Raw genomic sequence first — 14,189 nt, 5'->3', positions numbered from 1 at the left:
CCCGGCCGGCCGGAGAGGATGGGGCCATGACCGATCCCGTACTGCCCGGACGCGTTGTCGTCACCGGCGCCACCGGCAAGCTCGGCCGTGCCGTGGTCGCCCACCTGCGCGGCGTGGGCGTCGACGTGCTGGCGGTGGACCGCGTGGGCGGGCGCGATCCCCGCGACGTCGACGGCGAGTTCCTCCTCGTCGACCTGACCGACTACGGGCAGGTGGTGGAGGCGTTCACCGGAGGCGCCGACGAGCACCCCGGCGGCGTCGAGGCGGTCGTGCACCTGGCCGCGGTCCCGGCGCCCGGGCTGATGCCCAACGCGACGACGTTCGCGAACAACTCCGCCGCGACGTACAACGTCTTCGCCGCCGCCCGGGCGGCCGGCATCAAGCGGGTGGTGTGGGCGTCCAGCGAGACCGTGCTCGGGCTGCCGTTCGACACCCCGCCGCCGTACGCGCCGGTCGACGAGGAGTACGCGCCGCGACCGGAGTCGACGTACTCGCTGAACAAGGCCCTTGAGGAGGAGATGGCGCGGCACTTCTGCCGGTGGGACCCGGAGCTGGTCATGGTGGGTCTGCGGTTCTCCAACGTGATGGACGTCGAGGACTACCTGCCGTTCCCCTCCTTCGACGCCGATCCGCGGTCGCGGCGGTGGAACCTGTGGGGCTACATCGACGCCCGCGACGGCGCCCAGGCGGTCGAGCGGGCGCTCGCGTACGACCGGCCCGGCGCGGACGTGTTCATCATCGCCAACGCCGACACCGTCATGAGCAGGTCGAGCGCCAGCCTGATGGCCGAGGTCTACCCGGGTGTCGAGATCCGCAAGGAGCTCGGCGAGCACGAAACCCTGCTCAGCATCGACAAGGCGCGGCGGGTGCTGGGCTACGAGCCCCGGCATTCGTGGCGCGACCACGTCGACCAGTTGTAGGCCGCCTCGGAGCGAAACCAGGTTGTGCCGTACGCCCAGAATGTATGCGTGACCCTCGATATTGATCACGTGTACGTGCCGGTCAAGTTCGACCTCGGCGGCACGGTGCAGGACGTGGAACCGGCGCTCCCGCTGCTGGCCGCACTGGGCGCCACCTCGGTCGACGTCGTCCAGCACGAGGAGACCCGGGCCTACAACATCTCCTACCTGGCCACCCACCCGCCGGTGCTGCAGATCTCCCTCGGCACGTCGGCGGTGCGCATCGGCCGTACGACGTGGGCGACCAGCACCCAGATCGTGATCTACCCGGCGCTCGGCGTGATCTCGGTGGATCTGCGGTTCGCCGCGCCGGAGCCGGCGGTCAGCACCGAGGACATCTGCCGGTTCTACGACGACCTCGTGCGCGAGAACACCCTCGACTACTTCCGGCACCTGCGCGACCTGGACACCTTCCCGCCGAACCTGGCCGGGCACCTCAGCATGATCGAGGCCGAGCCCCGGGAGCACGGTGGGCTGACGGTGTCCGCCCACGTCCAGGCGGTCCGCGCCATCCTGCGCGAGTCGGCCGGCTTCGAGCCCCGGGAACGCCGCTACCCGTTCCAGAACATGCGCCAGTTCTTCGTCCTGCGCGGTCCCGAGCGGGCCGAGAACGAACCGCTCGTGGAGTCGCTGCTGCGGCTCTCCGCCCTGCCGGTGACCCCGGGCACGGCTGCCGACGACGGGCCGCTGCGCCTGCCCGGCCTGCTGGTCCGCACCACCGGCTGGTCCACCGTGGCGGTTCTGCACGACGGGGTGGAGGGCGCGTCGGCGGCGGCCCGCATGGTCCAGGACATGTACGGCCAGATCCACGCCCAGTGGTTCTTCTGCCAACTGTGGGTGGGGGTGGACCCGAACGACCGCGACGAACTCGTCGGGCCGGGTCACTCGCTCGGCGCGCGCATCACCCAACTGGCGCGGGTGCAGTTGCAACTGAGCCGAGGGCTGGCCGAGGTCGGCAATGTCGACCTCATGTACCGCGATCCCATGCGCATCGCGGTGGCCACGTTCCTCATCGACGGGCTGCGGGTTCCCCGGCATCTCCAGGCCGCCCGGCAGCGCCTCGAACTGCTGCGCAGCAATCTGAGCCAGCTCTTCGGGTTGCAGACGGCGCTGTTCCAACAGCGCCTCCAGTGGCTGTTCTCGGTCACCGCGGTCGCCGGCGTCGCGGCGCTGCTACCGGAGATGCTCCAGATCGACAGCATGCGCTGGCGGATCGTGACCATCGCCCTGTTCGGCGCGTTGGCGCTGTTCTGCTGGCTGCTGATCCGGCTGCTCGGCCGTGCGGGCCTCCGCACGGACCGGCGGGCCCGGCCGACCCGGACGAGGCGGCGGACCGCCCGAACGAGGCGGTGGAGGCCCTGGGGGCGCGGCGTCGACCGCCCTCCGGGCGATCTGGCATAACCATCGGGCGTACCGACAGACCGGGATGAAGTCCCCTCAGCGGGTACGAGGCGGGACCGGGTCGGCGAGGGGGTGCGGCCATGGCCGTGGTGTCCTCTGGCCGCTCGCGCTCGCCGTTGAGCTCGTCGGGGCGGCCTCCCACTGGCCGGTGCCGCGTATCGGCCGTGCGCCGCTCGCCAACCTGGTCACGGTCTCCGAGCGTCCTTCTCCCGCCGGTCGCCGTGACCGCCGTGGCGGCACTGATCCTGGCCGGGATCGCCGTCGCCGACGGGCGGGTCCACCAACGCGGCGCGGAGACCAACCCGACGCTGTGAGCCGGGCCGGAAGAACGTTGTGCGGCTGCTGGCGCTTCGCGTATGTTGGCGGGCACGCCGTCGAGCCGAGAGGAGGTCAGAACAATGTCCGATGTTCTGCGCCCCCTCCGCGTACCGGCGTCCACGCGGATCTGACCCGGGGCGCTCGCTTTCCGGAGGTTCGCCATGACCAGTCTGGTCATCCGCCCGCTCGTCGCGGGCGAGGAAAACCTGTTCGACTCCATGACCGATCCGCTGCCCCAACTGCGGCAGATCGCGTACGCCGACGGCATCACCGGCGGCGGCTACCGGCCCGAGAACACCTGGATCGCCCTGCGCGACGGCCGGGTGGTCGGGCGGGCGGCCTGGCTGCTCCCGCCCGGGGCGGTGGGCGCTCCCTGGCTGGAGCGGTTCGACCTGGCCGCCGAGCCGGAGGTCGGCGCCGCGTTGCTGCACGCTGCCCACGAGGCGCTGGGCGGCCCCGGTCGGTACTACGCGGCTCTGCCCGCGCACTGGCGGCGTCGACCCGAGGTGCTGGCCGTGGTCACCGCGCCGATGGAGGCGGCCCGACTCGCCGGCCTGGTCGAGGTGGGTGAGCGGCTGCGGTGCTCGTGGACGGGAACTCCACTGCCGACGACCTCCGGCCGGTACACGTTCCGGCCGCCCGTCGACGCTGCTGAGATCAACGCCCTGGTCGCCCGGGTCGCCGTGCCGGACGTGCTGACCGGCGCGGAGATCGCGCGTGCCGTCGGCGGCGTCGACCTGGCCACCGATCCGCTGGCCTGGCTGGGGGAGTCGACCGACCAGTGGCGCGTCGGGGTGCAGGCCGGGCAGCCGGTGGGCCTGGTCGGCACGGCCGGCGACGCCTGCTACCCACTGCTGGCGTACCTCGGCCTGCTCGACGACGCGGCGCGCGGTGAGCTGCTGGTCGAGGCGGTCCGGGTGCTCGCCGCCGGAGGCGCCCGGGAGGTGATCGCCGACGTGGACGCCCACCGCGTCGCGGTGCTCGCGGAGTTGGAGCGCACCGGGTTCCGGCAGCTCCGCGCGCGCGTGCTGTTCGCGCCGCCGGCCGAGAAGGCGTAGCCACTCGGGGGTGCGCCCCGCGTCACCCGGGGCGCACCCCGCACCGGCGGCACCGTCGGGGCGGACCGGACCGAGACCGTGCCCTCACCGCACGCCCGCTGATCCACCGGTGATCAAGAGGTTCGCGTCACGACACGCCGGTGGAATGACGCAAACCTCTTGATCACCGAGGCGGGGCGGGGGAGGAGGAGGCGGGGGTGGGGGTGAGGGTGTTCAGGTTTGTTTGGTGGGTGGTGTTGGACTGGATCACTGTGGTGGCCAGTGTGGTGGTGGCCGGGTGGACGCCGCCCTTCTGCTCGGCGGTGGCGACCCGGACCGTCTGCGTGAGGTACGCGCGCAGGTGCGCGGCCAGCAGGCGGTGGAACGTCTTCCCGGTGGCCGACCGCAGCGCGGCCAGCTCGTCGCCGGTGACCATGCCCGGCATGTCGTGGCCCTCGTGCGGGTTGGTCGTCGGCGCTCCCGCCTCGCTGAGCAGTTGACGGGACCGGTTCAGGTCGGCACGGTTGCTGGCCCGCACCTCGGCGGCCAGCCGTCGCCAGGCGGGGTCGGTGGTCCGGGTTGGCACCAGGTCCAGCACCGGGAGCAGCCGGTCCGTCAACGCCGCCGTCAGTTGCAGCCAGGCGATGTCGGTGGGGCTGAAGGAGCTTGCCGATCCGACGTTCGACGGTGTGGACGCGGCCGGCGCGACAGTGGGTGGCCCGTCGCTGTGCGCGGTGCCGGGAGACCCGCCGGCGCAGCCGGCGACGAGCACCGCCGCCGTGAGCAGAGCGGCGCGAGCGCGCATGCGGCCTCCTTTCGCCCGCGGCGGGCGGGCCCGGCGTGACCGGACCCGCCCCTCCGTACGACGGTGTCGGCTCAGATCGGCCGGCCGTCGTGCCCGCACTTGATGACCGGACGGATGCAGTCCTGGACCCGGCGGGCCATCTCAGCGGTCGGCCAGGCGTTGAAGAAGTCGCCGTGCATGGTGTAGCCCGGCCCGGAGGCCAGCCGGAAGTGCGACGGGTCGCCGTTGACCGGGTACCGCAGCACCTGCCGCAACTTCGGCACGTGCACCGGGTGGGTGCTCGGGCAGGCCTGGTTCACCGGGTACGCCAGGTGGCTCTTGTGGTCCGGGGAGTCCAGGTCCCGACCGTTCCAGCACTGCGGGAAGTCCAGGTACGACTCCAGCATCGTGCCGGCCGGGCAGTTGACGAAGTCCTTCGACGGCGGCACCTGCCCGGCGTGCAGGCACGACCAGCGGGCGATGCTGTCGTTCGGCCCGGTGGCCTTCGCGTTGCCCGCGACGAGTCGCAGGCCCTGCGGGATCGGTTGGGTGTTGGCGACGACGTCGGCGCGGACCCCTTCACCGAGGTAGTAGAACGTGGCGATGGCCGGCTCCACCGCGACGTTGTCCCGGTAGAGGGTCGGCACCCAGTACGACGAGACGTCCACCGCCGGGTTGCAGGTGCTGGTGGACTTGACCAGGTCGGGAAGCGTGGTGTTGCCGTTCGTCACCGTGCTGCCGAAGAAGCTGTGCATGTGTGAGGCCCCGGGCAGCCCGGGAAAGACGATCGGGTCGTCGGGCAGCCGGTGGCTGTACGCGCAGTCGGCGGGGAACTCGGCGACCCGGATGACGTTGGCGACCGGGGCGGCGTCGGCCCGGTCGGTGGTCCAGGCCAGGTACGTGCCGAGGAGCGTCAGCAGGGCGCCGATCGCCGTGGCGATGCGTAGCCGGCGGGGGACGTGGGAGAGGGGTGCGGCCCTGTCCATCTCGTGACTCCTGTCGGGGACGGGTCAGGGACAGCTCCGACGCCGCCGCCGAAAGACGTCGGAGAGTGTCCTGGCCGAAAGGGGGTGGTGGCCCGTGAACCGGGGCGAGAGAGCGCTCTCACCACATCAGACTGTTCCCCACGTCGACGGTTGTCAATACGTGCGCAGTTGGTGGAAAACGCGGCGGGAGGGGCAGCCCGACACCTCGGACTGCCCCTCCCGTGGAACGAGGACGTCAGAAACCGAGGACGGCCCGCCCGCCGACCACGGGCAGCCGCACCTCACTGTCGTTCGGCGCGACCCGCAACTCGGTGCCGCCCAACGGCAGCAGCGTGTACTCCTGGTCGCTGGAGAAGACGACCACCCCGATCCGGTGGCCCGCCGGGAAGATGTAGTCCTTCGGCTCCATGGTCCACCGGTAGTCGTACAGCTTGCCCTGCTTGACCGGCTCGGTGCGCGCGGCGCTCTTGCGGTTCTGCGGGTCCATCCAGCCGCGGGTCACCACGGTCGGCGCGGCGGTCGACCCGGCCGGGCCGTAGTCGACCAGGTACGCGGTGAGGTTCGCGTCCGGCTTGTTGTCGATCGCCATCCGCAGCCGCATCTCCGAGCGCCCCGAGATGCGCACGTTCTGCGTCAGCGCGGGGGAGCGGTACGCGAGCCGGTTGGCGCTGGCCGTGTCCGGATCGGCCACCAGGGTGTCCGGGTGGATGGTCCGTCCCTCGTCGACGAAGCTCTGCTCGACCTTGGCCTTCGGCGGCTTGCCCGTGGTCAGAGCGCCCGGCGCGGTGGCGTCGGTCGCCGCGAACCGCAACCCGACCTCACGCGCGGCGGGGTCGGGCCAGTTGGCGTACGTGGTGTAGGCGCGGTCCTCGCGCTGGAGCACCGCGGTCGGCTCGTCCATGATGCCGTTGCGCACGTTCCACAGCCAGAAGTCGAACCAGCGGTTCTCGGTCTGCTTGTAGGTCCAGGTGTGGCCGTCCGGAAGCGTCACCGAGGCGTTGCTGCCCGGACCGCCGTGCCCACCCTGGTGCAGCCAGATCTTGCGCGGCACGTCGCGCTTCGCGAGCTCGTCCCACCAGCCGGCGAAGTGCTCGGTCTTCACGTTCCAGTCGTTGAGGCCGTGCACGACGAAGACGCTCGCCCTGACGTCGCGCGCGTCCAGGTAGTCGCGGTCCTGCCAGAACTTGGAGTAGTCACCGGTGACCCGGTCCTGCTCGGCGGTGATCGTCGCGAGCTCGTCGGCGCAGGGCCCCTCGGCGCGCGCCTGCCCGGCCGTGTACTGGGCCAGGATGTCGAGGTCCTCGCCCTGGAAGGTGACCGGCGCCACCACCAGGCCGTTGGCCCGGTAGTAGTCGTACCAGCTGCTGATCGCGGAGACCGGCACGATGGTCTTCAGTCCCTTGACCCCGGTGGTGGCCACCTGGTTGGGCAGCGTCCCGTTGTAGGAGACGCCGGTCATGCCGACCGCGCCGGTGGTCCACCCGGCGGTGACCGGTGCGCCGTTCACGTCGTACGCCTTGGCCCGCCCGTTGAGCCAGTCGATGACCGCCTTGGTGCCGAGCGTCTCGGCCTGGTCGCCGCTGGTCGGGCAGCCGTCCGAGTCACCGGTGCCGACACTCTGGCCGAGCACCACCGCGTACCCACGCGGCACGTAGTAGTCGTCCAGCGAACCGGGCAGGTTCGCCTTCGCCTGTGCCCGCTGGGCTTCCACCTCGACCGCCCGCCGCCCCGAGCGGTCGGTCCGGCCGTTCTGCGGCAGGTCGTCGACCAGCACGCTCGGGTACGGCACGTCACCCCAGGTGCCCTTGCGGTACGGGCTGTGCTCGAAGATGACCGGCACCTTGAAGCCCTGGGTGGCGGTCTCCCGGGGGCGGGAGATGTCGATCGCCACCCGGTCGGGACGGCCGTCGTGGTCGGTGTCCACCGGGGTCTGGACGAACACCCGCTCCTCGATGGCGTCCGCGAGCGAGAACACCGGTTGGGTCATGCCGTCGGCCACCACGATGCCGGTGGGCGCGGAAGGCGTGGGCGGAGCGGCCGCCGCGGTCGGGGCTGCGCTCAGCACCAGGGCGCCGGACACGCCGACGCTGAGAAGTGCGAGATGGCGGGGTCGACGCATGCGCGTCTCCCTTCGGTCGGGCTGGCTGCCGGGTCTCGGCACGAACCAATCACGAAGATCCATTCGTCGCCATGCTAGGTGCGAGTGGGCGTCGCGTCGATCCCCTCGGGCCGCGCCCGCGCTCGTTACTGGCCCTCCCAGACCGCCTTCGCGCCGGAGTCGCCGGTACGGACCACGTAGTACACGGCGATGGCGGCGGCCACCACCGACAGCACCTGCAACACCAGCGTCAGCGCCTTACCGGAGCGCGCGCCCTCGGCGCCGCGCGGCGCGACGAACCAGACCAGCGCCAGCGCCACGACCCCCAGCCCGATCGCGGCGTAGAGGGCGAGGTCACCAAAATCCTGGTGCGCCTCCAGCTTCGGGACGAACTCGGGCGTGACGCGGTTGGCGGAGCGCAAGCGCGCGAAGAACGCGTCGCCGGTGAGCTTCGCCAACAGGGCGGCGACCGGCGCGCCCACGGCGAGCAGGCCCAGCACCCAGCGTGTGTGCGGCCGGATCGGCGCGACGAGCGCGTACGCGACCGTCAGGAGGGCCAGCAGCGGCACGAACACGACCGCGGCGTGCAGCACGAGAGGGTGGGCGGGGATACCCATGAACTCCTCGAACATCGGCGTCTCCTCCGAAAGGGGTGGACGTCGATCGTCCGGGAAGGACGTTATCGGTCGCGCGCGGACGTGTCAGCCCTCGGGCTCGCCTCAACTGCGCGAGCGCGGCAGGCAGTCCTTCTTGTACTTCAGGCCCGAGCCGCACCAGCACGGGTCGTTGCGCTCCGGTGGCCAGGGAACCCGCGAGCTGGGTCGCGCCGACACCTCGACCGCGTAGCCGGCCCGGATCGCCGCGTCGGTCGGGTCGCCGTCGCGGCGACCGGCGAACGCGTCCAGGCCGGCCACTGTCGCTCTGAACACGCCCAGCCCGGTCCGGCCGGCACTCGTCAGCCTTACCAGCTCCTTCTCCAGCCGGGCCCGGTGCGCGTCCCAGTCCGGCCCGTACACGTCGGTCAGCTCGGGGTGCTCGGCGAGCAGACTGTCGAACTCGGCCCGGGGCCAGAGGAGCAGATCAGAATCAGCGCCCTGACGCTCTGCGGCCCGGCGGACGAGCTGGTTCTCCAGGCGGTCCGCCAGGTCGTCCTGCCGGTCGTGCGGCAGGTTGAGATTCCGGCGTACCCGGTGGCGCTGTTGCAGCAGGAAGAAGAGCACACCGGGGGCGTCCGGCGGGCCGACCTCCGGGTCGGCCGCCGCCCCGGCCCGCTCACCCAGCAGGGTGTCGACCGCCTCGCTGAGCCAGGTCTCGGCGATCGCCGAACGGCCGGCCGCGTCCAGCGCCGCGCTGATGTAGGCGGGCGCGTCGGGCTGCGTGAGCAGCAACGGCCGCAGCGCGGTCAGCTCCGCCATCGCCTCGTCGTCCCGACCGCCGGCCTGGAACATCGCCCGGGCCCGCAGCGCGCGCACGACGCCGGCCCGGGGATCGTCGGCGGACGGGTACGCCGCGAGCGCCTCGTCCGCGTACCGCAGCGCGGCGTCGGGCCTGGCCCGGACCTGGGCGATCTCGGCGGCCAGGGTCAGCGCGTCCCCGGCGTCGTCCGGATCCTCCAGGCGGCCCTGCCGGGCCGCCTCGGCGACGTCGGCGGCGACACCGAGCGGGTCGGCCGCCCCGAGCGCCGAACGGCGGAGTTCGGCGAGGTCAGCCTTGGTGAGTACGTCTCTCGTCGGCACGACCTCACGGTACGTCGGCGTGCTTCCGCCCGGCCGAATTATGGCCATCTGCCGTCAACCAGACCTCGATAGCGTCCGGTCGCCAGTTTCTCGACCAGATCGCACAAAGGCGGAGTTATGGGCACGGTGGATCGCCGTACGTTCCTCAAGGCAATGGGTGTTCCCGCGATCGGCGCGGCGCTCCCGCTGGATCTCAGCAAGGCGCTCGCCATCCCGGCGAACAACCGGACGGGCTCGATCAACGACGTCGAGCACGTGATCATCCTGATGCAGGAGAACCGGTCCTTCGACCACTACTTCGGCGCCATGCGCGGTGTACGCGGCTTCGGCGACCCGCATCCGGCGACACTGCCGTCCGGCAATGACGTGTGGCACCAGCCCAACGGCACCGACGAGCTGCTGCCCTTCCGCCCCGAGGTGAAGGACCTCGGCCAGACCTTCCTGCCGGACCCGCCGCACGGCTGGAACGACGGGCACGCCGCCTGGAACGACGGCCGGTTCGACGGGTGGGTGCCCAACAAGGGCGTCACGGCGATGACGTACCACACCCGCCAGGACCTGCCCTACCACTACGCGCTCGCCGACGCCTTCACCGTCTGCGACAGCTACCACTGCTCATTGATGGGCCCGACCGACCCGAACCGCTACCACATGTGGAGCGGCTGGGTCGGCAACGACGGCAAGGGCGGCGGCCCGGTCATCACCAACGCGGAGGCCGGCTACGACTGGTCGACGTACCCGGAGCGGCTGGAGCGCAACGGCATCTCCTGGAAGATCTACCAGGACGTCGGCACCGGCCTCAACGCCGCCGGCTCCTGGGGCTGGACGAACGACCCGTACATCGGCAACTACGGCGACAACTCGCTGCTCTACTTCCACCAATACCAGAACGCGCAGCCCGGAACGCCCCTCGCGGACAAGGCCAAGACCGGCACGGAGATCCGCACCCAGGGCCGCGACCCCGAGGCGCTGCTCGCCGACTTCCGGGCCGACGTCGAGGCGGGACGCCTGCCGCAGGTCTCCTGGATCACCGCGCCCGAGGCGTACACCGAGCACCCGAACTGGGAACCGGCGTACGGCTCCTGGTACATCTCCCAGGTCATCGACATCCTCGCCGCGAACCCCGAGGTGTGGAGCAAGATGGCGCTCTTCATCACGTACGACGAGGAGGGTGGCTTCTTCGACCACGTGGTCCCGCCGACGCCTCCGCAGACGCGCGAGCACGGGCAGTCGACCGTGCCGACCACCAACGAGATCTTCCCCGGCGACGCCGACCACCCGGCGGGCCCGTACGGTCTCGGCATCCGCGTACCGATGATCATCGTGTCGCCGTGGACCCGCGGCGGCTACGTCAACTCCCAGGTCTTCGACCACACCTCGCTGATCAAGTTCCTGGAGACGCGGTTCGGGCACGGCCGGCCGGACCTGGTCGAGAAGAACATCACCCCGTGGCGTCGGGCCGTCGTCGGTGACCTGACCACGGCCTTCGACTTCCGGCACCCGAACCGGTCGCGTGAGGTCACGCTGCCGGACACGGACGACTTCAAGCCCGACGACCTCGTCCGGCACCCCGACGAGGTTCCGGTGCCCCCGGCCGAGGGGCGGTTGCCCAAGCAGGAGCGCGGCGTACGCCCGGCACGGGCGATCCCGTACACCCTGCACGCCGACGGCCGCGTCGCCGACGGCGCGTTCCGGATCGACTTCCGCAACACCGGCGGCGCCGGCGCGGTCTTCCAGGTCCGCCTGGCCGGCAGCACGGCGGTGCCGCGCAGCTACACCGTCGAGCCGGGCAAGCGCCTCACTGACACCTGGGCGATCGAGTCCTCCTACGACCTGTCGGTGTACGGGCCGAACGGCTTCTACCGCCGGTTCGCGGGCGGCCGGTCGCAGCTCGACGTCACCGCCTCGTACGACGAGCACGACCACAAGGTCGTCCTCACGCTGGGCAACCGGGGCGCGAAGCGGGTTGAGGTGACCGTCCGCGACGGGTACCACTCCCGTCCGGTGACGCTGGCGCTGCGGCCCGGCCAGGCGGAGCGGGCGACGTGGGAGCTCACCCGCACCCATGGCTGGTACGACCTGACTCTCACCGTCGCGGGTGACGCCGGCTTCGTGTACCGCTACGCCGGTCACGTCGAGAACGGCAAGGACAGCATCAGCGACCCGGCCCTCGGCGGGCTGGTCTGAGCGACGCCGCGGCACCCGGACCGCTGCTGGTCCGGGTGCCGCGGCAGGACGGATCCTCCGTTGAGCGGTATGACTCACCGGAATGTTTATTCCTCTGAGTCATACGGCTTGTCGCCACGTCCGAGCCCGCAGGTGTCACGCCCCGTGACACCCCGTGCCCGGGTGGCCGAGCCCTCGGGCGGCGTTCAGTCGTCGGCGCCGTGCCCGACGGAGGCGGCCGGGGCGCTGCCCCAGACGGCCTTGGCCCCGGAGTCACCCACCCGGTAGACCTGCACCAGGTTCGCTACCGCCACGACCACGGCCAGCACCGCGACCACCACCGCGAGCGCCCTCGGCGTTCGGCGGGAGTCGCTCGACCGGGTGTCGCGACGGTGCAGCCAGACCAGCGCGACGGCGGCGACCAGCAGGGGCAGGGCGAACCAGATCAGCGTGTCACCGAGTTCGGCGTGCTCGCCCGGGTCGCCGACCCGGTGCTCCAGGCTCTCCCCGCTGGAGGTGGCGAGCGGGATCGCGGCCGTCGCCAGCGCGGTGATCAGGACGACGAGCCCGCCGTAGCGGCCCCGCCACGACGGTCGGACGGCCAGCGCGGCGACACCGAGCGCGGCCAGCGGCAGGAGAACCACCACCGCGTGCACGACGAGTGGGTGCAGCGGCAGTCCGTTGACGGTGTCGGGCACGGGGTCTCCTCGGCGCTCGGGATGTCACTGCCCGTCACCATATTGCCGAATTCTTGCGAAGTTCTTGCGCCCTCGAATCCGAACCAGCAGCGGCGTCGGTGGGTCCCTCAGGATGCCGGCAGCAGCAGCGTGAAGGTGGCACCCGCACCCGGAGCGCCGGCCACCGTGATCGAACCCCGGTGCGCGTGCGCGACCTGCTGCACGAGCGCCAGGCCCAGCCCGAACCGGCGACCCGCCCCGGCCGTGCCGTGCGCGAAGCGCTCGAAGAGCCGGTCCGCCTCGGCCGGGTCGAGGCCCACACCGTCGTCGCTGACCTCGACGGCCACCTGATCGGCGTGCCGTCGCACGGTCACGGCGACGTTCCCGCCAGCGGCGACGTGCCCGATCGCGTTGTCCACCAGGGCGGTCGTCGCTCGCCGCAGCGCCGTGCGCGCTCCATGGACCAAGGCCTCGCCGGAGGTCTCCACGCGCAGCTCGACCGTCCGCTCCCGGGCGTACTCCTGCATGCTCGCGACCACCTCGCGGGCCACCTCGCTCAGATCGACGACCGCGGCCGGTGGCGGCTGATGCTCGGCAGCGGCAGACACCAGCAGGTCCTCGACCACGTCGCCGAGCGCCCGGGTGTCCGCCACGAGCTGGTCGAGCTGGTCGGTGAGTCGCGCCGCCGGCTGCGTCTGGGATCGTCGGGCCAGCATCTGTGCACGGGTGTGCAACACGGTGAGCGGGGTGCGCAACTCGTGCGAGGCGTCGGCGACGAAACGGCGTTGCAGAGTCAGCGCGGTGGCCAGGGGCGCGACCGCCCGCCGGGCGAGTAGCGTCGCGGCCACCAGCGCCCCCGTCAGGCCGGCCAGTTCGGCAACCAGCAGCGCGACGCCGAGCTGCCCCTGGCGTTGACGCAGCGGCGCGAGGTCGGCGGCGACGGCCCAGCGGCTGCCGTCCGCTCGGTCGGCGACCAACACCCGTACCGGATGGTCGTCTCCCGCATCCGTGTCGAATCGCCCCGGCTGCCGTCCCAGCGCGTCGCCGAGGACCCGGGCCAGCTCCGGCGAGGCGCTTTCAGTCACCTCGACGGCGCCGGATCCGGCCGCCCTGTGGGCCAGGAATTCGCCGGGCGGCGGGTCGTCGGTGTCCTCGGCCATCGCGAGCACCTGAGCCAGCTCGGTGTTCAGCGCCCGCGATTCCTGCCGGCTGGTGAGGACGAACATCAGCGCGCCGACCAGCAGCAGCACCACGCCGATCGCCCCGGCGGTCTGCGCCACACTGCGCCGTCGGGCCTGGACCAGTCGGGCCTCGTCCACGCCGTCAGACCGCGCCGATCCGATAGCCGAGACCGTGCACCGTACGGATCGCCCCCCGGCCCAGTTTGCGACGCAGGTGATGCACGGAGGCGTCGACGCTGCCCGGTGCGTCGGCGTGGTCGAACGCGCTACTCAGCAGCTCGGCACGCGTGAAGACCTTCGTCGGCCGGCCGGCGAGGGCGCGCAGCACGGCGAACTCGCGGGCGGAGAGCGGAATCTCCCCGTCGTCGTCGAGCACTCGCCGGTTTCCCACGTCCAGCCACCGCCGCCGCCCCAGCGGCAGCCGGCCCGCCGCGTCCTGGTGTCGACGGCGCAGTGCCCGCAGTCTGGCCAGCAGTTCAGGGACCTCGAAGGGCTTGACGAGGTAGTCCTCGGCGCCCGCGTCGAGCCCTTCCACCCGGTCGTCCAGGGCGCCCCGGGCGGTGAGCAGCAACACCGGGGACGTCACACCCCGCGCCCGCAATCGGGTGACCAACCCCAGCCCGTCCAACACGGGCAGCCCTCGGTCGACCACCAGCACGTCGTAGTCGCGGGCCAGGGCGCGGTGCAGGCCGCTCTGCCCGTCGCCGGCCACCTCGACCTCGTACCCCTCCTCGGTGAGCAGGTCGGTGAGCAGCGCGCTCAGCGCGCCGTCGTCCTCGACCAGCAGCAGGCGCGGGCGGGCAATCTCCACCCGGCCAGTATTCCCCCTGACCACGACCCCGCCCG

Annotated in this window: 12 protein-coding genes; 4 read left to right on the top strand and 8 right to left on the bottom strand. The window is 71.9% G+C overall.

Translation table 11 applies throughout. The features are described from left to right. Nucleotides 1-26 precede the first annotated feature (26 nt). The 3 genes from ABZU53_RS14910 (at nucleotide 27) to ABZU53_RS14900 (ending at nucleotide 3,736) form a co-directional block, all read left to right on the top strand. Nucleotides 27-920, top strand: a complete 894-nt coding sequence (locus ABZU53_RS14910) for an NAD(P)-dependent oxidoreductase (RefSeq protein WP_354862334.1) — start codon at nucleotides 27-29, stop codon at nucleotides 918-920. 48 nt (nucleotides 921-968) lie between these two features. Next, a complete protein-coding gene (locus tag ABZU53_RS14905; protein ID WP_355066330.1) occupies nucleotides 969-2,360 on the top strand; it encodes a hypothetical protein in 1,392 nt (463 codons plus the stop codon). Nucleotides 2,361-2,839: 479 nt separating this feature from the next. Next, nucleotides 2,840-3,736 carry an acetyltransferase gene (locus ABZU53_RS14900; protein ID WP_355066329.1) on the top strand — a complete coding sequence of 299 codons (897 nt, stop codon included), beginning with the start codon at nucleotides 2,840-2,842 and terminating at the stop codon, nucleotides 3,734-3,736. 163 nt (nucleotides 3,737-3,899) lie between these two features. Here the strand turns inward: ABZU53_RS14900 and ABZU53_RS14895 are convergent, their stop codons facing one another. From ABZU53_RS14895 to ABZU53_RS14875, 5 genes are all read right to left on the bottom strand, one after another. After that, the gene (locus tag ABZU53_RS14895; RefSeq protein WP_355066327.1) at nucleotides 3,900-4,520 is read right to left on the bottom strand and encodes a DUF305 domain-containing protein; all 621 of its coding nucleotides are present in this window, start codon (nucleotides 4,518-4,520) and stop codon (nucleotides 3,900-3,902) included. 71 nt (nucleotides 4,521-4,591) lie between these two features. Beyond that, entirely contained in the window at nucleotides 4,592-5,485 is an 894-nt protein-coding gene (locus ABZU53_RS14890) for a DUF1996 domain-containing protein (protein WP_355066325.1), read from the bottom strand. A 235-nt stretch (nucleotides 5,486-5,720) separates the two neighbouring features. Beyond that, entirely contained in the window at nucleotides 5,721-7,604 is a 1,884-nt protein-coding gene (locus ABZU53_RS14885; RefSeq protein WP_355066323.1) for a Xaa-Pro dipeptidyl-peptidase, read from the bottom strand. Nucleotides 7,605-7,729: 125 nt separating this feature from the next. Further along, nucleotides 7,730-8,215 carry a DUF2231 domain-containing protein gene (locus ABZU53_RS14880; RefSeq protein ID WP_355066321.1) on the bottom strand — a complete coding sequence of 162 codons (486 nt, stop codon included), beginning with the start codon at nucleotides 8,213-8,215 and terminating at the stop codon, nucleotides 7,730-7,732. 87 nt (nucleotides 8,216-8,302) lie between these two features. Then, nucleotides 8,303-9,319 (bottom strand): SEC-C domain-containing protein, encoded by a 1,017-nt coding sequence (locus ABZU53_RS14875; protein ID WP_355066319.1) that lies wholly within the window; start codon nucleotides 9,317-9,319, stop codon nucleotides 8,303-8,305. 117 nt (nucleotides 9,320-9,436) lie between these two features. On the opposite strand from ABZU53_RS14875, the gene ABZU53_RS14870 reads away from it, so the two are divergent. Next, on the top strand, nucleotides 9,437-11,506 hold the full coding sequence (locus tag ABZU53_RS14870) for a phosphocholine-specific phospholipase C (RefSeq protein WP_355066317.1): 2,070 nt from the start codon (nucleotides 9,437-9,439) through the stop codon (nucleotides 11,504-11,506). Between the two features lie 185 nt (nucleotides 11,507-11,691). Here ABZU53_RS14870 and ABZU53_RS14865 read toward each other — a convergent pair whose 3' ends face one another. From ABZU53_RS14865 to ABZU53_RS14855, 3 genes are all read right to left on the bottom strand, one after another. After that, complete coding sequence (locus ABZU53_RS14865) at nucleotides 11,692-12,183, bottom strand: DUF2231 domain-containing protein (RefSeq protein ID WP_355066315.1); 492 nt, start codon at nucleotides 12,181-12,183, stop codon at nucleotides 11,692-11,694. A 107-nt stretch (nucleotides 12,184-12,290) separates the two neighbouring features. Beyond that, the gene (locus ABZU53_RS14860; protein WP_355066313.1) at nucleotides 12,291-13,481 is read right to left on the bottom strand and encodes a HAMP domain-containing sensor histidine kinase; all 1,191 of its coding nucleotides are present in this window, start codon (nucleotides 13,479-13,481) and stop codon (nucleotides 12,291-12,293) included. A 4-nt stretch (nucleotides 13,482-13,485) separates the two neighbouring features. Then, the gene (locus ABZU53_RS14855; RefSeq protein WP_355066311.1) at nucleotides 13,486-14,154 is read right to left on the bottom strand and encodes a response regulator transcription factor; all 669 of its coding nucleotides are present in this window, start codon (nucleotides 14,152-14,154) and stop codon (nucleotides 13,486-13,488) included. Nucleotides 14,155-14,189: the final 35 nt, after the last annotated feature.

This window comes from Micromonospora sp. NPDC005194 (assembly GCF_040608335.1).
In the GTDB taxonomy this organism is placed as follows: domain Bacteria; phylum Actinomycetota; class Actinomycetes; order Mycobacteriales; family Micromonosporaceae; genus Micromonospora.
This window is presented reverse-complemented; position numbering and strand designations above follow the sequence as displayed.